Source organism: Streptomyces sp. NPDC048417, assembly GCF_040651615.1.
GTDB lineage: Bacteria > Actinomycetota > Actinomycetes > Streptomycetales > Streptomycetaceae > Streptomyces.
On sequence record NZ_JBEZKI010000034.1, the window covers coordinates 17,906 to 37,599 of the forward strand.

General features: G+C 71.7%; 20 protein-coding genes. 10 read left to right on the plus strand and 10 right to left on the minus strand.

Translation table 11 applies throughout. The annotated features are described in order from the left end of the window. Positions 1-149 precede the first annotated feature (149 nt). Positions 150-767 (minus strand): LysE family transporter, encoded by a 618-nt coding sequence (locus AB0D59_RS40635; protein ID WP_362576291.1) that lies wholly within the window; start codon positions 765-767, stop codon positions 150-152. Between the two features lie 85 nt (positions 768-852). Between AB0D59_RS40635 and AB0D59_RS40640 the strand changes: the two genes are divergently transcribed. After that, on the plus strand, positions 853-1,737 hold the full coding sequence (locus AB0D59_RS40640) for a LysR family transcriptional regulator ArgP (protein WP_362576293.1): 885 nt from the start codon (positions 853-855) through the stop codon (positions 1,735-1,737). A gap of 58 nt (positions 1,738-1,795) precedes the next feature. Here the strand turns inward: AB0D59_RS40640 and AB0D59_RS40645 are convergent, their stop codons facing one another. Beyond that, entirely contained in the window at positions 1,796-2,539 is a 744-nt protein-coding gene (locus AB0D59_RS40645) for a TetR/AcrR family transcriptional regulator (RefSeq protein WP_362576295.1), read from the minus strand. Between the two features lie 171 nt (positions 2,540-2,710). On the opposite strand from AB0D59_RS40645, the gene AB0D59_RS40650 reads away from it, so the two are divergent. Then, positions 2,711-3,925 (plus strand): saccharopine dehydrogenase C-terminal domain-containing protein, encoded by a 1,215-nt coding sequence (locus tag AB0D59_RS40650; RefSeq protein ID WP_362576297.1) that lies wholly within the window; start codon positions 2,711-2,713, stop codon positions 3,923-3,925. A gap of 111 nt (positions 3,926-4,036) precedes the next feature. Continuing rightward, positions 4,037-4,291: a WhiB family transcriptional regulator gene (locus AB0D59_RS40655; RefSeq protein ID WP_362576299.1), complete on the plus strand. Its 255-nt coding sequence runs from the start codon at positions 4,037-4,039 to the stop codon at positions 4,289-4,291. Here the strand turns inward: AB0D59_RS40655 and AB0D59_RS40660 are convergent. From AB0D59_RS40660 to AB0D59_RS40675, 4 genes are all read right to left on the minus strand, one after another. Beyond that, positions 4,284-6,152 carry a HAMP domain-containing sensor histidine kinase gene (locus tag AB0D59_RS40660; RefSeq protein ID WP_362576301.1) on the minus strand — a complete coding sequence of 623 codons (1,869 nt, stop codon included), beginning with the start codon at positions 6,150-6,152 and terminating at the stop codon, positions 4,284-4,286. The two genes, AB0D59_RS40655 and AB0D59_RS40660, sit on opposite strands and share 8 nt — an antisense overlap. Further along, entirely contained in the window at positions 6,149-6,847 is a 699-nt protein-coding gene (locus tag AB0D59_RS40665; protein WP_362576302.1) for a response regulator transcription factor, read from the minus strand. The genes AB0D59_RS40660 and AB0D59_RS40665 overlap by 4 nt, the downstream gene beginning before the upstream one ends. 31 nt (positions 6,848-6,878) lie before the next feature. After that, entirely contained in the window at positions 6,879-7,622 is a 744-nt protein-coding gene (locus tag AB0D59_RS40670; protein ID WP_362576304.1) for a L,D-transpeptidase family protein, read from the minus strand. A 148-nt stretch (positions 7,623-7,770) separates the two neighbouring features. After that, entirely contained in the window at positions 7,771-9,174 is a 1,404-nt protein-coding gene (locus AB0D59_RS40675) for a M1 family metallopeptidase (protein WP_362576306.1), read from the minus strand. A gap of 166 nt (positions 9,175-9,340) precedes the next feature. On the opposite strand from AB0D59_RS40675, the gene AB0D59_RS40680 reads away from it, so the two are divergent. Then, positions 9,341-9,718 carry a DUF488 family protein gene (locus tag AB0D59_RS40680; RefSeq protein WP_362576308.1) on the plus strand — a complete coding sequence of 126 codons (378 nt, stop codon included), beginning with the start codon at positions 9,341-9,343 and terminating at the stop codon, positions 9,716-9,718. Here the strand turns inward: AB0D59_RS40680 and AB0D59_RS40685 are convergent. Together AB0D59_RS40685 and AB0D59_RS40690 are read right to left on the minus strand one after the other, a co-directional pair. Continuing rightward, complete coding sequence (locus AB0D59_RS40685; RefSeq protein ID WP_362576310.1) at positions 9,715-11,388, minus strand: FAD-binding dehydrogenase; 1,674 nt, start codon at positions 11,386-11,388, stop codon at positions 9,715-9,717. The genes AB0D59_RS40680 and AB0D59_RS40685 overlap by 4 nt on opposite strands. 17 nt (positions 11,389-11,405) lie before the next feature. Next, positions 11,406-12,032 (minus strand): helix-turn-helix domain-containing protein, encoded by a 627-nt coding sequence (locus AB0D59_RS40690; RefSeq protein WP_362576312.1) that lies wholly within the window; start codon positions 12,030-12,032, stop codon positions 11,406-11,408. A 119-nt stretch (positions 12,033-12,151) separates the two neighbouring features. Here AB0D59_RS40690 and AB0D59_RS40695 point away from each other — a divergent pair, with 119 nt between their 5' ends. From AB0D59_RS40695 to AB0D59_RS40705, 3 genes are all read left to right on the plus strand, one after another. Beyond that, positions 12,152-12,778, plus strand: a complete 627-nt coding sequence (locus AB0D59_RS40695) for an alpha-ketoglutarate-dependent dioxygenase AlkB (RefSeq protein WP_362576314.1) — start codon at positions 12,152-12,154, stop codon at positions 12,776-12,778. 87 nt (positions 12,779-12,865) lie between these two features. Beyond that, positions 12,866-13,615: an MBL fold metallo-hydrolase gene (locus AB0D59_RS40700; RefSeq protein ID WP_362576315.1), complete on the plus strand. Its 750-nt coding sequence runs from the start codon at positions 12,866-12,868 to the stop codon at positions 13,613-13,615. Positions 13,616-13,624: 9 nt separating this feature from the next. Then, positions 13,625-14,860, plus strand: a complete 1,236-nt coding sequence (locus AB0D59_RS40705) for a DUF4032 domain-containing protein (protein ID WP_362576316.1) — start codon at positions 13,625-13,627, stop codon at positions 14,858-14,860. Positions 14,861-14,884: 24 nt separating this feature from the next. Here the strand turns inward: AB0D59_RS40705 and AB0D59_RS40710 are convergent, their stop codons facing one another. After that, positions 14,885-15,754 (minus strand): universal stress protein, encoded by an 870-nt coding sequence (locus AB0D59_RS40710; protein ID WP_362576317.1) that lies wholly within the window; start codon positions 15,752-15,754, stop codon positions 14,885-14,887. A gap of 184 nt (positions 15,755-15,938) precedes the next feature. Here AB0D59_RS40710 and AB0D59_RS40715 point away from each other — a divergent pair, with 184 nt between their 5' ends. Genes AB0D59_RS40715 through AB0D59_RS40725 form a run of 3 tightly spaced genes read left to right on the plus strand, consistent with a single transcriptional unit; the run spans position 15,939 to position 19,440 of the window. Beyond that, a complete protein-coding gene (locus AB0D59_RS40715) occupies positions 15,939-17,615 on the plus strand; it encodes an FAD-dependent oxidoreductase (protein ID WP_362576318.1) in 1,677 nt (558 codons plus the stop codon). Then, entirely contained in the window at positions 17,612-19,090 is a 1,479-nt protein-coding gene (locus AB0D59_RS40720) for an ATP-binding protein (protein WP_362576319.1), read from the plus strand. The genes AB0D59_RS40715 and AB0D59_RS40720 overlap by 4 nt, the downstream gene beginning before the upstream one ends. Next, positions 19,087-19,440 carry a UBP-type zinc finger domain-containing protein gene (locus tag AB0D59_RS40725; RefSeq protein WP_362576320.1) on the plus strand — a complete coding sequence of 118 codons (354 nt, stop codon included), beginning with the start codon at positions 19,087-19,089 and terminating at the stop codon, positions 19,438-19,440. Before AB0D59_RS40720 ends, AB0D59_RS40725 begins: the two co-directional genes overlap by 4 nt. Positions 19,441-19,458: 18 nt before the next feature. Here AB0D59_RS40725 and AB0D59_RS40730 read toward each other — a convergent pair whose 3' ends face one another. Beyond that, positions 19,459-19,623 carry a hypothetical protein gene (locus AB0D59_RS40730; protein WP_362576321.1) on the minus strand — a complete coding sequence of 55 codons (165 nt, stop codon included), beginning with the start codon at positions 19,621-19,623 and terminating at the stop codon, positions 19,459-19,461. Positions 19,624-19,694: the final 71 nt, after the last annotated feature.

Genomic DNA, 19,694 nt, shown 5'->3' on the forward strand with positions numbered 1-19,694 from the left:
TGCCGCTCTCGCTGGTGTCCACGGAGTTCCTGGTGTCCTGGTCCTCTTGGTGCTCGCTACATCTTTCGAGTGCAGTTCACTATCCCAGCAACTTCGGCGACGGCCGAACCGGTTGTCTCAGGATGCGACCGCACCAGGGCCCCTGGGCGTCAGGAACCCGTCAGGAGCATCAGGCCGAGCCCGATCATGGTCAGGGCCACCAGTCCGTCCAGCACCCGCCAGGCGGCCGGCTCGGCGAGGTACCGGCCGAGCAGCCGGGCGCCGAAGCCGAGCGCGGCGAACCAGCACAGGCTGGCCAGCGCGGCACCGAGCCCGAAGGTCCAGCGCAGGTCGCCCCGGTCGGCGGCGAGCGAGCCGAGCAGGAACACGGTGTCCAGGTAGACATGCGGGTTCAGCCAGGTCATGGCGAGGCAGGTGAGCACGGCCCGCCGCCGCGAACCGGCCGCCACGCCCTCGGTGCGCAGGCCGCCGGTGCCGTGCCGCAGAACCCGGCGGGCGGCCAGGACGCCGTAGCAGAGCAGGAAGGCGCCGCCGACCAGACCGACCGCCCGCACCGCGCCCGGCCAGGCCACCACCAGCGCGCCCACCCCGCCGACGCCGAGCGAGATGAGGGCCGCGTCGGACAGGGCGCAGATGCCGACGACGGCGAGGACCGCGTCCCGGCGGACGCCCTGGCGCAGGACGAAGGCGTTCTGGGCGCCGATGGCCACGATGAGCGAGAGGCCGCTGACGAAACCCGCGGCAGCGGCGGCGAGAGAGCTGGACATGCTCTCGACGGTAGAGAAGCGATCTCTGGACGTACAGCTAAAGATTTTTATGTACCCTTAGCGCAGCTGTAGACGGGAGTGGACGGTGGAGCTTCCCCTGGACCAGGTGCGGACGCTGCTGGCGGTGGTGGACGAAGGCACGTTCGACGCGGCGGCCGCGGCCCTGCATGTGACGCCGTCGGCGGTCAGCCAGCGGGTGAAGGCGCTGGAGCAGCGGACCGGCCGGGTCCTGCTCCAGCGCACCAAGCCGGTGCGGCCGACGGAGTCGGGCGAGGTGCTGGTGCGGTTCGCCCGGCAGCTGGCCAGGCTGGAACGCGACGCGCGCGGCGAGCTGGGCATGAGCGGTGCCGGGGAGCCGACCCGGGTGTCGGTCGCGGTCAACGCGGACTCGCTGGCGACGTGGTTCCTGCGGGCGCTGACCGCTCTCCCGCGCGTCTTCGTCGAACTGCGCCGGGAGGACGAGGACCACACGGCCGCGCTGCTGCGGGAGGGGCTGGTGATGGCGGCGGTGACCTCGTCGGCGGACGCCGTGCCGGGGTGTTCGGTTCGGGCGCTGGGTCGGATGCGGTACCTGCCGGTGGCCGCGCCGGAGTTCGCGGCGGCGCATCTCACCGGGCCGCTGCCGGATGCGCTGGCCGAGGCACCGGTGATCGTGTTCGACCGGCGGGACGACTTCCAGGACGGGTTCGTACGGCGGCTGGGGCGGGGCGGGGCCGGCTCGCTACGGCATTACGTGCCCACCTCGGAGGGGTTCGTGGACTCGGTGACGGCGGGGCTGGGGTGGGGGATGGTGCCGGAGGTGCAGGCGGAGCCACGGTTGCGGGAGGGGCGGCTGGTGCGGCTCGGGGGGCGGGACTCGTGGGTGGACGTGCCCTTGTACTGGCAGCAGTGGAAGCTGGATTCGCCGGCTTTGGGGGCGGTGGCCCAGGCGGTGGCCAGTACGGCGGAGGGTGCGTTGCGCCAACCGTAGGGGGGCGCAAGGGTCGTGCGGGTCCGGGCGGGTCCGGGCGCATGGGGTCTGGTCGCGCTCACGCGGCGGAGCCGCCTGTCGACACAGCCCCGCGCCCCTTCGGGGGCGGCTCCAGGTACCGTCCTGCGCTGGCCAGGAGCATCTCCAGTGCCGTCGGATAGGCGCTGGTCACCATGCGTTTCGCCAAGAGTGGGGCCGCTTCCGCGATGCGGGGGTGGGTGGTGGCGGGCAGGCGGGCGTAGGTCGAGTTCCACTTGGCCTCGTCCGCTCGCTGGGAGTCCTGCGGCAGGGCGAGAGACGCCGCGTCCAGGGCCGCGAAGGCCAGGGTCTGGTCGATGAAGGCGTGGTAGATGCGGACGGTCTCCGGCAGGGGGAAGCCCGCGGTGCGCAGGACGTCCAGGATCGCCTCGTCCGCGGCCAGCTCCTGCGCCCGGCCCGTCACCCGGTTCGCGGTCAGCAGGGCCGCCTGCGGATGGGCCACGTACGCCGCGTGGATGCGCAGACCGATCGCGCGCAGGTCGGTCCGCCACTCCCCCGTCGGTGCCCAGCCGGCCAGCGCCTGGCCGATCAGCGCGTCGCCGATCGCCAGGGTCAGGTCGTCCATGCCCCGGAAGTAGCGGTACAGCGTGCTGGGGTCGCAGTCGAGGGCCAGGCCCAGGCGGCGGGCGGTGAGGCCCGCGCTGCCGTGTGCGCGCAGCAGACGCAGGGCGGTCGCCACGATCAGCCGCTCGGACAGCACCGTGCCGCCACGGGTGGGCCGCCGCCGGCGGCGCTTCCCCTCCGGTACGACCGGCTTGGGCATCGGGCACTCCCCTGAGGTTCTTACGGCGACGGGGTTCTTACTGCGACGGGGTTCTTGTGGTGATGGGGTTCTTATGCCAACGCCATTGACCTTACGACAGGGTCCGGCGTTTGATTCCCGCCGGGCGCCCCGTACTCGACCTCGCACACTGTTCGAGAAGGAGATTCCGCCATGCGTGTACTGCTCGTGGGAGCCGGTGGTGTGGGCACCGCCGTCACCCGGATCGCGGCCCGCCGCCCGTTCTTCGAGGCGATGGTGGTCGCCGACTACGACCCGGCCCGCGCCGAGGCGGCCGTGGCCGCCGTCGGCGACGACCGGTTCCTCGCCGAGCGGATCGACGCCGGTGACGAGGCGGCCGTGGCCGGCCTGCTGGCCCGGCACCGCTGCGATGTGCTGCTCAACGCCACCGACCCGCGCTTTGTGATGCCGCTGTTCCGGGCCGCCCGCAAGGCCGGCGCCGGCTACCTCGACATGGCGATGTCACTGTCCCGGCCGCACGCCGAGCGGCCGTACGAGGAGTGCGGGGTGAAGCTGGGCGACGAGCAGTTCGCGCTGGCCGAGGAGTGGGCGAAGGCGGGCGCGCTGGCGCTCGTCGGGATGGGCGTGGAACCGGGGCTCTCGGATGTGTTCGCCCGGTACGCGGCCGACGAGCTGTTCGACGAGATCGAGGAGATCGGCATCCGCGACGGCGCGGATCTGACGGTGGACGGTTACGACTTCGCGCCCTCCTTCAGCATCTGGACCACCATCGAGGAGTGCCTCAACCCGCCCGTCGTGTACGAGAAGGAGCGCGGCTGGTTCACCACCGCCCCCTTCAGCGAACCCGAGGTGTTCGACTTCCCTGAGGGCATCGGGCCCGTCGAGTGCGTCAACGTGGAGCACGAGGAGGTGCTGCTCGTGCCGCGCTGGGTGGACGCGCGGCGGGTCACCTTCAAGTACGGGCTGGGCCGCGAGTTCATCGAGACGCTCAAGACGCTGCAGCTGCTCGGGCTGGACAGGACCACCCCGGTGACCGTGCCCGGCGCCGACGGCCCGGTCGCGGTCTCGCCGCGGGACGTGGTCGCCGCGTCGCTGCCCGACCCGGCGACGCTGGGCGACCGTATGCGCGGCAAGACCTGCGCGGGCACCTGGGTGCGCGGGGTCAAGGACGGGCAGCCGCGCGAGGTGTATCTCTACCACGTGGTCGACAACGAATGGTCCATGGCGGAGTACGGTTGTCAGGCCGTGGTGTGGCAGACGGCACTCAACCCGGTCGTCGCCCTCGAACTCCTGGCCACCGGCGCGTGGTCGGGCTCGGGCGTCCTCGGCCCGGAGGCGTTCCCGGCCCGCCCGTTCCTCGACCTGCTGACCGAGTACGGCTCGCCCTGGGGCCTGCGCGAGCAGTGACCGCCCGTGAATTCCACGGGATTTGGCCGTTTCGGAGGCGCCCGCTCCGGTGACCCGGAGCCGAGTACGCACACCGAACGGCAGAGTCGACTTGGATCGCAGGTGAATTCGATGGACGACTGGCGAGACCACGCCGAGTGCCGCGAGGAGGACCCCGACCTCTTCTTCCCGATCGGCACCACCGGGCCTTCGCTGCAGCAGACGCGGCGTGCGAAGGCCGTCTGTGAGCGCTGTCCGGTCCAGGATCCGTGCCTGAACTGGGCGATGGACACCGGGCAGCCCGTCGGCATCTGGGGCGGTACGACCGAGGCGGAACGCCGGCTGCTGGCCCGGCGCCGACAGCGGGCCGCACGCCGGTTCAGCTGACGTCGGCCGGTGCCTCGGCGGCCGGCAGCCGCAGGGTGAACTCGGCCCCCTTGCCCGGTTCGCTCGCGGCTTCGACGGTCCCGTCATGGGCCGCGACCAGGTGGCGCACGATCGGCAGACCGAGCCCACTGCCCCCGGTGCGGCGGCTGCGGGACTTCTCCGCGCGCCAGAACCGTTCGAAGACGTGCGGCAGATCGTCGGGGGCGATGCCCTTGCCCGTGTCGGCGACGGTGAGCACGACCTCGTCGCCGTCCCGGCGGGCGGCCAGGGTCACCGTTCCGTCGGCGGGGGTGTGCCGGATCGCGTTGGAGACCAGGTTGCCCAGTGCCTGCCGCATCCGCACCGGGTCGGCGTGCAGCCAGGCCGTGCCGTCGACGTCGGTCAGCAGCGTGACCCCGGCCGCGTCGGCGGCCACCCGGTGGGCGGCGGCGACCTGGTCGAACAGGTCGGCGGCGCGGACCGGTTCGCGGTGCATGCGCAGGGTGCCGGCGTCGGCGGCCGCCAGGTCCTGGAGGTCGTCGATGATCCGCTGAAGGAGCAGCGCCTCCTCGTGCAGCGAGGCCAGGAGCGCCGGGTCGGGGTCGACCACGCCGTCCCGGGTGACCTCCAGCCAGCCCCGGATGTTGGTGAGCGGGCTGCGCAGTTCGTGGGCGATGTCGCTGACCATCGCCTTGCGTTGCTCCTCCAGGCGCTCCCGGCGCTCGGTGAGGTCGTTGAACGCCTCGGCCAGCAGCCCGGTCTCGTCCCGGGTCCGCACCGGCGCCCGCACATGCAGTTCGGGCGGCTGGCGGACGGCGACCGTCAGCGCGCGCAGCGGCCGGACGAGCCGGGTGGCGACCACGGCGGTGACGGCGACCGTGAAGGCGAGGACCAGTCCGGCCGCGCCGACGATCTTCGCCTTGTTGGCCCGGGACATGTCGAACCGGGGCACGCTCTGGTCGCCCAGGCCGAGGAAGAGTTCGGCGGCCGGGGCGGCATACGGTTCGAGCTGGGTGCGGCGGGCGCTGGTGATGCAGTTCTTCGCGATCTGGTCCGTCTGTGCCTGATCGCGCGCGGCCTTCTTGGCGGTGATAAGGAAGCCGCCGGTGACCGGGTTGCGTCCCGTACGGTCGTAGGTGAGGTACAGCGGCCCCTCAAGGTCCAGGTCCTTGCCCTGGAGACAGGGGCGGACCAGGGTCGTCAGCGTGGCGAGGGCCTTCGTCTCGGTGCGGGTGGCACCGTCGATCCCCTTCTTCACCATCGTGACGGAGTCGTCCAGAGCGCCGCCGCAGCCGACCGCGCGGAAGCCCGCGGTGTCCGTCCCGTCGTCGTCGACGAGGTAGGGCCGCCCGCTCGGGGTGTGGGCGACGGTGGTCGGGATGCCGTAGGTGTTGTAGCAGTACCGCTCCTTCTCCGCCACCATGTCCAGTTGCCCGCGCTCCTTCGCCGTCAGCCGGTACGGGCCGACCACCCGCGGGTCGATGCCGCTGAGCTGGGCGCCGGACTCGGTGTAGGTGTCGGTGTGCAGCGGGTCGATGGCGGCGGCCGGCCGGGGTGGCAGTGCGGTGCCCGGTGCCGCCGAGTCGGCGATCAGGGTGCGGTCGGCGCTGGTCAGCGCGATCCTGCGGCCGGTCTGCGCGGCCAGCGCGCGCACCGTGTGCCGCACGCCGGTCCAGTCGGGGTGGTCCGCCGCGTACCCGCTGAGCTGGGCGAGGATCTTGTTGTCGGCCGCGAGGTCCTGGCCCTGCTCCTCCTCCAGCGCGCTGGTGGTGGTCGTCACCGCGAGCCAGGCGGTGGCGGCCACCGAGCACGCGGCGATCAGCACCGAGGCGAACAGCAGCCGGACGAGCAGCCGTTTGCGCCACGGTATCCGGGCCCTCACGGACGGCCGCCGCTGAGCTTGTAGCCGACGCCGAACACGGTCAGCAGCCGCACCGGCCGCCGGGGATCGGCCTCGATCTTCCGGCGCAGGTTCATCACATGGACGTCGACGGCCCGTTCGGTGGAGGCCCGGTCGAAGCCGCGGGTGCACTGGAGCAGCTGCCGCCGGGTGAACACCCGGTCGGGCTCCCCGGCCATGGCGAGCAGGATCTGGAACTCGGCCGGGGTCACCTCCACCGGCACGCCGTCACAGCGCACCTCGTGACGCACCGGATCCACACTGATCCCGGCGGCGATCACGGCAGGCTCCTCCCGCACCGCGGCCGCCCGCCCGCTGCGCCGCAGAATCGTCCGGATCCGGGCCATCAGCTCCCGTGGACTGTACGGCTTGGTCATGTAGTCGTCGGCGCCCAGCTCCAGGCCGAGCAGCACGTCGTCCTCCTCGGACCGGGCCGTGAGCATCAGCACCGGGATCTCCGGGTCGCCGCCGCGCAGCACCCGGCACACGCCGAAGCCGTCGATCACCGGGAGCATCAGGTCGAGGACGACCAGGTCGGGCCCGAGCCGCCGGGCCGCGTCCAGCGCGGCGGCCCCGTCGTGGACCACGGTCGCGGTATGGCCCTCGGCCAGCAGGGACCGCCGGATCAGCTCGGCCTGCATCTCGTCGTCCTCGGCGACCAGCACATGTGCGCACACAGGTTCGGATCCTAAACGGAGTTCCGGCGGCCTACTGGGCGAGCCAGTCGGCGTACCCCATGACGACGGCCGGATGCCGGGCGGGGTCCAGGGTGCGCAGCAACTCCTTCATATGCGCCTTGGCGACGCTGACGCAGGCGTGTGTCGGACCGCCGTGGTCGACATGCAGCCAGATGCCACCGCCGCGCTGCGCGCCCATGGGGCGGGTCCAGTCCAGGGGCGAAGTGCCCGGCTCCCGGTTGTAGTTGATGGCGACGACATAGTCGAAGGAGCCTTCCAGCGGCTCGCCCTCGAAGCCGGTGCCGGGCGATTGGAAGCCGTACGACTGGTGGTACGGCAGCTTGCTCCCCGGGTCGGCGAGCAGGCCGCCGGCGTCGGTGAGCCCGTACACGCCGACGGGCGAGCGCAGGTCTCCGGCCACGTGGTGCTCGCTCCAGCCGTCCCTGCCGTTGTGCGCGGGCCAACTGGCGCCGGGCTGCCAGACACTGTCGTCGCGCTCGTACAGGACGACGGTGGAGACGGGCGAGTCCTTGCCCCGCCCTCTGGCGACGACGATCTGCTCCGCCCGCTCGGGTATCGCGGCCGCGGTCCGCGGCCCCAGCCCCGGTATGCCGGTGGGCTGCGGGCTGCTGCTCTCGGGTGTGGGGGCAGCCGTCGTCCGCGCCGGCCGGTCGTCGTCCGACCGGCTCGGCGCGGCCTGGGCGCCACCCCCGCAACCCGAGAGCAGGAGGGGGGAGGCGGAGAGGCACGCAACGGCAGTTCTGCGATGGATCATGAGACAGACCTTGGCCGACGGATGTAAGAAACTCGTCAGCTTCTGCAGCATGTTGGCGGCGGCGCCCGGCAAGGGGCGCGGGGCTGTGTCGATATGCGGCTACCGCCGCGCGAGCGCGACAAGCCCCCACCGGCCGGCATCCGAACCGCTACGGCTTGCCCTTCTTGTACAACCACGTCTGGAACAAGGAACCGAGATCCTTCCCCGACTGCCCTTCCGCGAGCCTCACAAACTCCGCGGTGGTCCCGTGCCCGTACCGGTGCTCCGAAGCCCACGCCCGCAGAATCCGGAAGAACACCGCATCCCCCACGGCCTTCCGCAGCTCGTGCAACGCCATCGCACCCCGCGCGTACACCGGCGTGCCGAAGATGTTCGCGCCGCTCCCCGGATCCGCCGGCGGATACGCCCACAACTCGTTGCTCGCCGGCTTGGCGTACAGCGCGTCGAAGGACTTCTGCGCGCTGTCGCCCCCGTGCTGTTCGCTGTAGAGCCACTCGGCGTACGTGGCGAAGCCCTCGTTGAGCCAGATGTCCTTCCAGGCGGTGAGGGAGACGGAGTCGCCGAACCACTGGTGGGCGTTCTCGTGCACGAGCGTGCTCAGATCCGGCGCGGAGTCGTAGATCGGCCGGCCCTGCGTCTCCAGCGCGTATCCGACGCTCGGCGCGTGGTCGACGATCGACCCGGCGGAGCGGAACGGGTACGGCCCGAACAGCTTGCTCTCCCAGTCCAGGACGGACGGCAGTTTCTTCAGCACGGCCGCGGAGCCGCTCGCCTCACGTGGGTCCACGGCGTTGTACACCTTGATGCCGTTCCGGGTGGTGTACTGCTCGACCTTGAACTTCCCGACCGTGGCGGTGGCCAGGTACGCGGCCATCGGCTCGCTCTGCCGCCAGCGGAAGGTGGTGCGGCCGCCGGCGGTGTGCTGCCCGAGGAGGACGCCGTTGGCGACGGCGGTGCGTCCCTTGGGGACCGTGATCGTGAAGTCGTACGACGCCTTGTCCCTGGGGTGGCTGTTCGCCGGGAACCAGGTCATCGCGCCCTGCGGCTCGCCGGCGACGAACGCGCCGTCGTCGGTGCGGATCCAGCCGTCCGGCGAACCGTCCGGGTCCGTGACCTGCTTGGGGGTGCCGTTGTAGGTGACGGCGACCCGGAACTCGCGGCCCTTCGCGAGCGCGTGCGCGGGCGTGACGACGAGTTCCTGACCGCTGCGGCTGAAGCGGGCGGTACGGCCGTCGACCGTCACCCGGGTGACCTTCAGGCCGTTGAGGTCGAGGTCGAAACGGGTGAGCTTCTGGGTGGCGCGGGCGGTGAGGACGGCCTTGCCCTCGAGATGGTGGGAGGAGGTGTCGTAGCGGAGCGTCAGATCGTAGTGGCCGACGTGGTAGCCGCCGTTGCCGCTGAGCGGGAAGTAGGGGTCGCCCGCGCCCGCGGCGCCGATCGTGCTCGCCGAGGCCGGTCCGGCGGCGGCGAGCAGCGCCGCCACGGCGACCGGGACGGTGGCGAGGACGGCCTCGCGGCGGAGGACTGCGGTACGTCTGCTTGCACCCTGCACATGGGCTCCTTCGGGGGGTGGCCGATGATCAGTGGCCCACAGACTAGGCGCGGGGGCGTCCGCCTCTCCCCCTCATTCTGGTCAAGCTGTGCCGCGTCGACGGCCGGTGGTCCGGCCTCGCCGCATACGCTCACCGCACCGCCACCGATCCGAGAGGTGCCCGACCGTGAGCGTGCGTGTCCGCAGGATCTATGAACCGCCCGAGCCGGACGACGGTGTGCGCGTCCTGGTCGACCGGCTGTGGCCGCGCGGCATGTCGAAGGCGGACGCGCGGGTGGACGAGTGGCCCAAGGCACTGACACCGTCGAACGAGCTGCGCCGTTGGTATCACGCGGCCGAGGGGGCGTACGACGAGTTCGCGGGCCGTTACGAGGCGGAGCTGGCCGCTCCCGAGGCCGCCGAACTCCTCGACGGCCTGCGGGAGTCGGCCCGCAAGGGCCCGGTGACGCTGCTCACCGCGTCGAAGACACCGCAGGAGAGCCACGCCACCGTGCTGGCGCGGCTCCTCACGGCCCCGTCCCCGCCCCAGGACACCTCGGCCTAAGCCGTCTGCTTGGCCGCCGCGCGTCCCGCCGCCCGGCCCGAGAAGAGGCAGCCGCCGAGGAACGTGCCCTCCAGCGCGTTGTAGCCGTGCACACCGCCGCCGCCGAAGCCGGCCACCTCGCCGGCCGCGTAGAGCCCCTCGATCGGCCGCCCGTCGGCGCCCAGGGCGCGGGAGTCCAGGTCGGTCTGGACACCGCCGAGGGTCTTGCGGGTGAGGACGTGCAGCTTGACGCCGATCAGCGGCCCGGCGGCCGGGTCGAGGATGCGGTGCGGGGCGGCGACCCGGCCGAGGCGGTCGCCGATGTAGCGGCGGGCGTTGTGGATGCCCTGGATCTGGGAGTCCTTGCTGTAGGAGTTGTTGATCTGCAGGTCGCGGGCGACGATCTGGCGGCGCACCTCGGCCGCGTCCAGGAGCGCCTTGTCGGTGAGCCCGTTCATCTTCTCGACGAGCTGTTCCAGGGAGGTCGCGGTCACGAAGTCGGCGCCCTTGTCGACGAATGCCTGCACCGGGCCCGGGGCGCCCTTGCCGAGCAGCCGGTCGCGCAGCACGGCCTTGCGGTCCTTGGCGGTGATGTCGGGGTTCTGCTCGGAGCCGGAGAGCGCGAACTCCTTCTCGATGATCTTCCTGGTGAGGACGAACCAGGAGTGGTCGTGTCCGGCGATGTCCTCGGTGGTGCGCAGGTACTTGAGGGTGCTGAGGGTGTCGTAGCCCGGTAGGCAGGGGTCGGGCAGCCGACGGCCGAGGGCGTCCAGCCAGATCGAGGACGGGCCGGGCAGGATGCGGATGCCGTGGCCGGGCCAGACGGAGTTCCAGTTCTGGATGCCCTCGGTGTAGTGCCACATGCGGTCGCGGTTGACCAGGCGTACGCCCGCTTCCGCGCTGATGTCGAGCATGCGGCCGTCCACGTAGGCGGGGACGCCGGTGACCATCTCGGCGGGGGGTGTGCCGAGGCGCTCGGGCCAGTAGCGGCGGACGATGTCGTGGTTGGCGCCGATGCCTCCGGTGGTGACGACGACGGCCTGGGCGGTGAGTTCGAAGTCGCCGATGCGGTCACGGTTGGAGGCGACACCGCGCGGCGAGTCGTCGGGGGCGAGGACCGTGCCGCGCACGCCGCGTGCCGCGCCGTCCTCGATGACGAGTTCGTCGACCTGGTGACGGTGGTGGAAGGTGAGCAGTCCGTCGCGGGAGGCCTGCTTGGCGTACCGGACGAAGGGCTCGACGACGCCGGTTCCGGTGCCCCAGGCGATGTGGAAGCGGGGTACGGAGTTGCCGTGCCCGGTCGCGCGCAGGTCGCCGCGCTCGGCCCAGCCGACGGTCGGCAGCAGGCTGATGCCGTGACTCTGCAGCCAGGGCCGCTTCTCCCCGGCCGCGAACTCGACATAGGCCCGCGCCCAGCGCACCGCCCAGGAGTCCTCGTCGTCCTTGCGGTCGAACTGGGCGCTGCCCTGCCAGTCGTTCCAGGCCAGGTCGAGGGAGTCCTTGATGCCGAGGCGGCGCTGCTCGGGCGAGTCGACGAGGAAGAGCCCGCCGAAGGACCAGAAGGCCTGGCCGCCGAGGTTGGCGGCGTTCTCCTGGTCGACCAGGGCGACCCGGCGGCCCTTGCTGGTGAGTTCGTGCGCCGCGACCAGGCCGGCGAGGCCCGCTCCGACGACGATGACGTCCGCGTCCATGGCGACCGTTGCCTCTCTTATCCGAATGGGGTGCTGCCGTCGGTCAGCAGCGCGGTGAGCAGTTGCTTGAGCCAGGCGCGGGCCCGGTCGATGTCCTTGTCGAGGAGCAGTTGGGTGGTCACGCCGTCGTACGCGGCGACCACCGCGTGGGCGGCGCCGTCCACGCCGCCGAGTACGGCGGGGATCGGGGCGTGGCCGCGGGCCCGGAAGAGCCGGTCGGCGATGGCCTGCCGCAGCCGGGCACGGTGGTCGAGGAGCGCCTCGGCGACGGCCGGGTCCCGGGCGGCGTGCACCAGGAAGTCGGTCTTCACCAGCAGCCAGTCCACGTCGAGGAGCAGCACGTCGGTCACCCGGTCCACGGAGGCCGGTACGTCCAGGTCGGGTCGGTCCAGGGCGAGGGCGTCGGCGACCTGCCGGGCGATGACGTCGGCGCGGTCCCGGTAGAGGGCGAAGAACAGTTCGTCGAGGGTGGCGAAGTTGGAGTAGAAGGCGCCCCGGCTGAACCCGGCGGCCTCGCAGACCTCCTCGATGGAGACGCGCCCGAAACCCTTGGCCGCGAACACCGTGAACGCGGCGTCGAGCAGCCGGGCCCGGGTCTGCACCCGGCGCCGGGTGACCCGCTTCGTCGCGCCGACGGCTTCCATGTCCCGACCTCCGTTCCATACACGAACGTATCCGATACATGAACGTATCGAAAGACCTCGGAGCGACGTCGCCATGATCGAATGGGAACACATTTTCGATTAAGGAGTACGCTGGCTCCATGGCCACGCACCTCCAGGGCTCCCTGTTCGACCAGACCGACGAGCTGCGGCTCGGCTCCCTCGCCGGCGTCGGCCGGACCGAGTTGGGGTCCGGCGCCTGGATCGACGTACTGCCCGGCTGGCTGAGCGGCGCCGACGCCCTGTTCGAACAGCTGGCGGCGGACGTCCCCTGGCACGCCGAGCGCCGCACGATGTACGACAGCGTCGTGGACGTACCGCGGCTGCTCGCCTTCTACGGAGCGGGCGACCCGCTTCCGCACCCCGTGCTCGTCGAGGCCCGCGAGGCACTCACCCGGCACTACGCCGGTGAGCTGCGCGAGCCGTTCACCACGGCGGGGCTCTGTTACTACCGGGACGGCCGGGACAGCGTCGCCTGGCACGGCGACCGGATCGGCCGGGGCGCGCGCGAGGACACCATGGTCGCGATCCTCTCCGTGGGCGCGCCCCGGGACCTGCTGCTGCGCCCGCTGCGCGGCGGCCCCTCGGTCCGGCGCCCGCTGGGCCACGGCGACCTGATCGTGATGGGCGGCTCCTGCCAGCGGACCTGGGAGCACTGCGTACCGAAGACGGCACGGGCCGCCGGTCCGCGCATCAGCGTCCAGTTCCGGCCGCACGGGGTGCGGTGAACCGGGTCCCCGTTGACAGGTGTCCCGCGCCGTCTGATTGGCTGTGCTCCGGTTCGGTCGGCACGCTGCGGGAACGTCGGAGAGATCATGCACGCAGAGGTACACGAAGTCGGCGAGGGCATCTACCTGGTGCACGGGCAGCACACCAACTGGGTGATCCTCAAGGACGGTGACGCCGTCACGCTGGTGGACACCGGCTACCCCGGGGACCGGCCGGGACTGCTCGACTCCCTCGCGGAGGTGGGCAGTTCGCCGGAGGCCGTCGCGGCCGTCCTGATCACCCACGCGCACAACGACCACCTCGGCTCGGCCGAGTATCTGCGCCACACCCACGGCACCCCCGTCTATCTGCACGAGGCCGAAGTACCGCACGCCCGGCGGGAGTTCCTCCAGCAGGTCTCGGTGGGCTCGGTGCTGAAGAACGCCTGGCGGCCGGGTGTGGTGCCGTGGCTGGTGCACGTCCTGCGGGTCGGCGGCACCGAGCAGCACCCGGTCAGTACGCCCGAGGCGTTCCCTATCGCCGACGGCCCGCTCGACCTGCCGGGCCGGCCCGTCCCGGTGCACACGCCCGGCCACACCGACGGGCACACCGTCTACCACCTGCCCGAGGCCGGGATCGTGATCTCCGGCGACGCCCTGGTCAGCGGCCACCGCACCGCGCGCGTCAGCGGCCCGCAGCTGCTGCCCGACATGTTCCACCACGAGCGCTCCCGGGCGGTGGACTCGCTCGGCATCATCGAGGCGCTCGACGCCGACGTACTGCTGCCCGGGCACGGCCCCGTGCACCGGGGATCCGTCAAGGCGGCCGCCCAGCAGGCCCGCGAACGCGCCCTCTAGGGTCGGGCCATGGCATTGCAGATCAGCGCCACCAACCCGGAGCACCCCGCTCTCCTGCTCGAACTCCCCTGGGACGTCCCGCTGGAGGAGTGGCCCGAGGAATACCTCGTGCCACTCCCCCGCGGTATCTCCCGGCACGTGGTGCGCTACGCCCGGGCCGGCAGCGAGGTCATCGCGGTCAAGGAGCTGGCGGAGCGCCCGGCGCTGCGCGAGTACGAGCTGCTGCGCGACCTGGACCGGCTCGCCATCCCCGCGGTCGACCCGCTCGCGGTGATCACCGGCCGTGCCGACGCGGCGGGCGAACCGCTGGAGTCGGTGCTGGTCACCCGGCACCTGGGCGGCTCGATGCCGTACCGCTCGATGTTCGAGACGACCATGCGCCCGGCGACCATGCACCGCCTCATGGACGCCCTGGCCGTGCTGCTCGTACGACTGCACCTGGCCGGGTTCGCCTGGGGCGACTGCTCGCTCTCGAACACGCTGTTCCGGCGGGACGCGGGCGCGTACGCGGCGTACCTGGTGGACGCCGAGACCGGCGATCTGCATCCGCAGCTGAGCAACGGGCAGCGGGAGTACGACCTCGACCTGGCCCGGGTCAACATCAGCGGCGAGCTGCTCGACCTGGAGGCGTCGGGGGCGCTGCACCCGTCGCTGGACCCGATCGAGTTCGGGTTCGAGATCTGCACCCGGTACGGCGAACTGTGGGAGGAGCTGACCCGCACCTCGGTGTATCCGGCCGGCAAGTACCACTACATCGAGCGCCGGATCCGACGGCTCAACGAGCTGGGCTTCGACGTGGCCGAGATGCAGATCGAGCACTCCTCCAACGGCGACAGCGTCACCTTCGTGCCGAAGGTCGTCGACGCCGGGCACCACCAGCGCCAGCTGCTCCGGCTGACCGGTCTGGACGCCGAGGAGAACCAGGCCCGGCGGCTGCTGAACGACCTGGAGAGCTGGATGGCCACCCAGGACGACTACGCCCCCGGCGACCCCCTCGCCGCCCGGCCCGAGGTGCTGGCCCACCGGTGGGTGCGGGACGTCTTCCGCCCCACCGTGCGGGCCGTGCCGCTGGAGCTGCGCGGCTCCATGGATCCGGCCGAGATCTACCACGAGCTGCTCGAACACCGTTGGTACCTGTCCGAGCAGGCGCAGCACGACATCGGCCTGGAGGTCGCGGTCGAGGACTACATCGAGAACGTGCTGCCCAAGGCACGAGAGACCCTGGAGCCGGTCGCTCCCGAATGACCCGGTCGTGCGGCACCACGTGACTCAGTCGTGCGGCACCACGGCCACCGGGCAGTCGGCGTGGTGCAGCACCCCGTGCGCGACCGAGCCGATGCGGGCGCCGACCGCCGTCCGGTGGGCGCGCCGCCCGACGACCATCAGCTGGGCCCGTCCGGCCACCGAGAGCAGCACCTGGCCGGCGCTGCCCATCTCCACGTGCTCGGCGACCGGCACGTTCGGGAACCGCTCCCGCACCGGCCGTACCGCCTCGGACAGGGCCTTCTTCTCGAAGGGCTCCAGGCCCCCGGTCTCGTCCAGCAGCTTCAGCGAGCCCGGGCTGTAGGCGAAGACCGGCGGCAGGGTCCAGGCCCGGACCACCCGGACCGTCGCGCCACGGGCCGCCGCCGTCTCGAACGCGAACTCCAGCACGGCCGCGCTGTCCTCCGCCCCGCCCTGCTGACCCACGACGACCTCCCGCCCGGCGGCCTCGGCCGTGGGCCGGTCCCCGGCGCGCACCAGCACGACGGGCCGGGCGGCCTCGGCGATCACCTGCTGCCCGACGGAGCCGAGCAGGAACCCGACGACCGGCCCGTGCCCGCGCGAGCCCAGCGCCAGCAGCTCGGCCCCGGCGGCCGCCTCGACGAGCACCTCGACCGGGTCGCCCGCCACGACGTCGACGCTCACCGCGAGCTCCGGATGCCGACCGGTGACGGTACGCACCGACTCGGTCACCCCGTTCGACACCCACCCGTACTGGGTCTCCCGGTCGCCGCCGAACGCCTCCTGCTCCTCGTACCGCCACGCGTGCACCACCCGCAGCGGCAGACCGCGCCGCACCGCCTCCCGGGCCGCCCAGTCCAGAGCCGCGAGGCTCTCCTCCGTACCGTCGATCCCTGCCGTGATCGGGCGTGTCATGCACCGGCCTCCTCGTCGGTTCCGCGTATACGCGGTCAGTCTTCCGCACGGACGGGTGCCCGCTGTGCACCGGCGTACAAGAGCGCAGGCGGGCGATCGAACATACGATGGGCGGGTGCGGTGGCCGCGCTCCTTCCGGAGGGCCCGCCGTACCGAGGAACCAACGGCTCGGGGTGGGAGACGTATGGCACAGGCTGCCGACGCAGCACGGACCGTCATCATGACCGTGGACGACGACCCGGGAGTCTCCCGTGCCGTCGCCCGGGACCTGCGGCGCCGCTACGGGGCGTCGTACCGGATCGTGCGCGCGGAGTCCGGGGAGTCGGCGCTGGACGCGCTGCGGGAGCTGAAGCTGCGCGGCGACCTGGTGGCGGTGATCCTGGCCGACTACCGGATGCCGCAGATGAACGGCATCGAGTTCCTGGAACAGGCCCTGGACGTGTACCCGGGCGCCCGGCGCGTGCTGCTGACCGCGTACGCGGACACCAACGCGGCGATCGACGCGATCAACGTGGTCGATCTGGACCACTATCTGCTCAAGCCCTGGGATCCGCCCGAGGAGAAGCTGTACCCGGTCCTCGACGACCTGCTGGACTCGTGGCGGTGCAGCGAGTACAAGCCGGTGCCGGCCACCAAGGTCGTCGGGCACCGCTGGTCGGCCAGGTCCTCGGACGTGCGGGAGTTCCTCGCCCGCAACCAGGTGCCCTACCGCTGGTACTCGGTCGAGGAGCCGGAGGGCCAGCGGCTGCTGGCGGCCGCCGGGGTCGACGGGCAGCGGCTGCCGCTGGTGATCACGCCGGACGGTACGCCCCTGGTCGAGCCGGAGGCGCCCGAACTGGCCGCGCGGGTGGGCCTCGCGACCACGCCCACGGCGGACTTCTACGACCTGGTGGTCATCGGCGGCGGGCCGGCCGGGCTCGGCGCGGCGGTGTACGGGGCGTCGGAAGGTCTGCGGACCGTGCTCGTGGAGCGCGCCGCGACCGGCGGGCAGGCCGGCCAGAGCTCCCGCATCGAGAACTACCTCGGCTTCCCCGACGGGGTGTCGGGGGCCCAACTCACCGACCGGGCCCGGCGGCAGGCCGCCAAGTTCGGCGCGGAGGTGCTGACCGCCCGCGAGGTCACGGCACTGGAGGTCAGCGGGGCCGCGCGGGTGGTGCGGTTCGCGGACGGCTCGGCGATCGCGGCGCACAGTGTGATCCTGGCGACGGGTGTGCAGTACCGGCAGCTGGATGCCGCGGGCTGCCTCGACCTGACCGGCTGCGGGGTGTTCTACGGCTCCGCGCTGACCGAGGCCACCTCCTGCCAGGGCCACGACGTGTACATCGTCGGCGGCGCCAACTCGGCGGGCCAGGCGGCCATGTACCTGTCCCGGTTCGCCAAGTCCGTGACGCTGCTGGTGCGCGGTGCCGACCTGTCGGCCTCGATGTCGTACTACCTGATCCAGCAGATCAACGAGGCCCCGAACATCTCGGTACGCAGCCACACGGTGGTCGACTCCGCGCACGGGACCGACCGGCTGGAGCGGCTGACGCTCCGTCACTCGACGAGCGGCGAGACCGAGTCGGTCGAGGCGCAGTGGATGTTCGTGTTCATCGGCGCGGCCCCGCTGACCGACTGGCTCGGCGACACGGTGCTGCGCGACGGCCGCGGGTTCATCCTGGCCGGCCCCGATCTGACGGTCGACGGACGGCCGCCGACGGCCTGGGAGCTGGACCGGCCGCCGTACCACCTGGAGACCAGCGTGCCCGGAGTGTTCGTGGCGGGCGACGCGCGTGCCGAGTCCGCCAAGCGTGTCGCGTCCGCCGTCGGAGAAGGAGCCATGGCAGTGATGCTCGTCCACCGTTATCTGGAGCAGTCATGAGCGGGCAGCTGTGCCCCTGCAGCCCGCAGGAGATCGGCTCGCTGTTCCTGTTCGAGAAGCTGGCGCCGGAGCAGCTGGGGCGGCTGTGCGCCGCGGGCCGGGTGGAGCGGTTCGAACCCGGACCGGTCTACACCGAGGGTGAGCCGGCCACCTGCTTCTACGTGATGGTCGAGGGCACCGTGGTGCTCTCCCGGCAGGTCGGCGGGGACGACGTCGAGGTCACCCGGACCTCGCAGGCCGGGGTGTACGCGGGGGCCATGCAGGCGTACCTCGGGGACCGGGTGCGGCAGGCCTACAACAACTCGATGCGGGTGACCGAGCCGACGCGGTTCTTCGTGCTGCCCGCGGACACGTTCTCGGACATCATGCGCGAGTGGTTCCCGATGGCCGTGCACCTGCTGGAGGGCCTGTTCTTCGGTTCGAAGAGCACCCAGGCGGCGATCGGGCAGCGCGAACGGCTGCTGGCGCTCGGCTCGTTGTCCGCCGGGCTCACCCACGAGCTCAACAACCCGGCCGCGGCGGCCGTCCGGGCCACGTCCACGCTGCGCGAGCGGATCGCGAAGATGCGGCACAAGCTCGCGGTGATCGCCGAAGGGCCGTTCTCGCGGGAGCAGTTGGCCGGTCTGATCGAGATCCAGGAGCGCACCGCCGAACGGGTCGCCAAGGCCCCGGCGATGAGTCCGCTGGAGGCCACCGACCGCGAGGACGCGCTCTCCGACTGGCTCGACGACCACGGCATGGACAACGGCTGGCAGCTCGCGCCGACCTTCGTGCAGGCCGGGCTCGACGTCGACTGGCTGGAGCAGGTCGAGGCGGCCGTGGACGAGGAGATCTTCCCGAACGCGGTCGGCTGGCTCAACTACACCATCGAGACCGAGCTGTTGATGAACGAGATCGACGACTCCACCACCCGGATCTCGAACCTCGTCGACGCGGCCAAGCAGTACAGCCAGCTGGACCGGGCGCCCTACCGGGTCGTGGACGTGCACGAACTCCTCGACAGCACCCTGCTGATGCTGTCCGCCAAGATCGGGCAGGACATCCAGGTGGTCAAGGAGTACGACCGTACGCTCCCGCCGGTCCCCGCCTACCCCGCCGAGCTCAACCAGGTGTGGACCAACCTCGTCGACAACGCGGTGTGCGCGATGAAGGACGGCGACGGCGGCGGACAGGGCACGCTGACCGTACGGACCGCACTCGACCACGAGCAGCTGCTGGTCGAGTTCCGGGACACCGGAACCGGGATCGCGCCCGAGATCAAGGACCGGATCTTCGACCCCTTCTTCACGACGAAGCCCGTGGGGCAGGGCACGGGGCTCGGTCTGGACATCTCGTGGCGGATCGTCGTCAACAAGCATCACGGCACCATGCGCGTGGAGTCGGTGCCCGGGGACACCCGGTTCCAGGTACTGCTTCCACTGACCGCCGAAGCGCCCGAGACGCAGGCACCCGACACATCTGAGGAGACGGTATGAGTGGCGACACCGCGATCGACCCGAACGTTCCGCCGAGCGGTGCCGGGTGTGTGGAGTGCGACAAGGCGGGGGGCTGGTGGTTCCATCTGCGGCGGTGTACGCAGTGCGGGCACATCGGGTGCTGCGACGACTCGCCCGCGAAGCACGCGACGGCGCACTTCCGTGACACGGGGCATCCGATCATTCGTAGTTACGAGCCGGGCGAGGGATGGTTCTGGAGCTACGAGACGGAGGAAGTGTTCGAGGCGGGGCCGGAGTTGGCACCACCGGAGAGCCATCCCTCGGACCAGTCGGTGCCGGGTCCTGCGGAGCGGGTGCCGGAGAACTGGGCGCAGGTTCTGCGGGGTTGAGCGCACCGGGGGCGAGGGCTACTGGACGGACTTTGCCGGCGAGTTGGTGGAGCCGGCCCGGGTCTCCCCGCTGACCGTCCGTGAGCAGGAGGTGCCGCGGCTGCCGGCGCCCGGTCGCAACGACTGGCAGACCGGCAGACCGGCGAGGAGCTCTCCAGCACCGGCAAGGCGGCGAGTCTCCATGTCTCCACCATCCTCGCCGAGCTGGGCACGGCGAGCCGTACGGAGGCGGTGGCGATCGCCCGCCGGGAAAG

Bases quoted from the DNA above. Each gene is read 5' to 3' on its own strand.
- AB0D59_RS40635 (WP_362576291.1), bottom strand. From the start codon at position 767: ATGTCCAGCTCTCTCGCCGCCGCTGCCGCGGGTTTCGTCAGCGGCCTC.
- AB0D59_RS40645 (WP_362576295.1), bottom strand. From the start codon at position 2,539: ATGCCCAAGCCGGTCGTACCGGAGGGGAAGCGCCGCCGGCGGCGGCCC.
- AB0D59_RS40650 (WP_362576297.1), top strand. From the start codon at position 2,711: ATGCGTGTACTGCTCGTGGGAGCCGGTGGTGTGGGCACCGCCGTCACC.
- AB0D59_RS40655 (WP_362576299.1), top strand. From the start codon at position 4,037: ATGGACGACTGGCGAGACCACGCCGAGTGCCGCGAGGAGGACCCCGAC.
- AB0D59_RS40670 (WP_362576304.1), bottom strand. From the start codon at position 7,622: ATGATCCATCGCAGAACTGCCGTTGCGTGCCTCTCCGCCTCCCCCCTC.
- AB0D59_RS40685 (WP_362576310.1), bottom strand. From the start codon at position 11,388: ATGGACGCGGACGTCATCGTCGTCGGAGCGGGCCTCGCCGGCCTGGTC.
- AB0D59_RS40690 (WP_362576312.1), bottom strand. From the start codon at position 12,032: ATGGAAGCCGTCGGCGCGACGAAGCGGGTCACCCGGCGCCGGGTGCAG.
- AB0D59_RS40695 (WP_362576314.1), top strand. From the start codon at position 12,152: ATGGCCACGCACCTCCAGGGCTCCCTGTTCGACCAGACCGACGAGCTG.
- AB0D59_RS40700 (WP_362576315.1), top strand. From the start codon at position 12,866: ATGCACGCAGAGGTACACGAAGTCGGCGAGGGCATCTACCTGGTGCAC.
- AB0D59_RS40705 (WP_362576316.1), top strand. From the start codon at position 13,625: ATGGCATTGCAGATCAGCGCCACCAACCCGGAGCACCCCGCTCTCCTG.
- AB0D59_RS40710 (WP_362576317.1), bottom strand. From the start codon at position 15,754: ATGACACGCCCGATCACGGCAGGGATCGACGGTACGGAGGAGAGCCTC.
- AB0D59_RS40715 (WP_362576318.1), top strand. From the start codon at position 15,939: ATGGCACAGGCTGCCGACGCAGCACGGACCGTCATCATGACCGTGGAC.
- AB0D59_RS40720 (WP_362576319.1), top strand. From the start codon at position 17,612: ATGAGCGGGCAGCTGTGCCCCTGCAGCCCGCAGGAGATCGGCTCGCTG.
- AB0D59_RS40725 (WP_362576320.1), top strand. From the start codon at position 19,087: ATGAGTGGCGACACCGCGATCGACCCGAACGTTCCGCCGAGCGGTGCC.
- AB0D59_RS40730 (WP_362576321.1), bottom strand. From the start codon at position 19,623: ATGGAGACTCGCCGCCTTGCCGGTGCTGGAGAGCTCCTCGCCGGTCTG.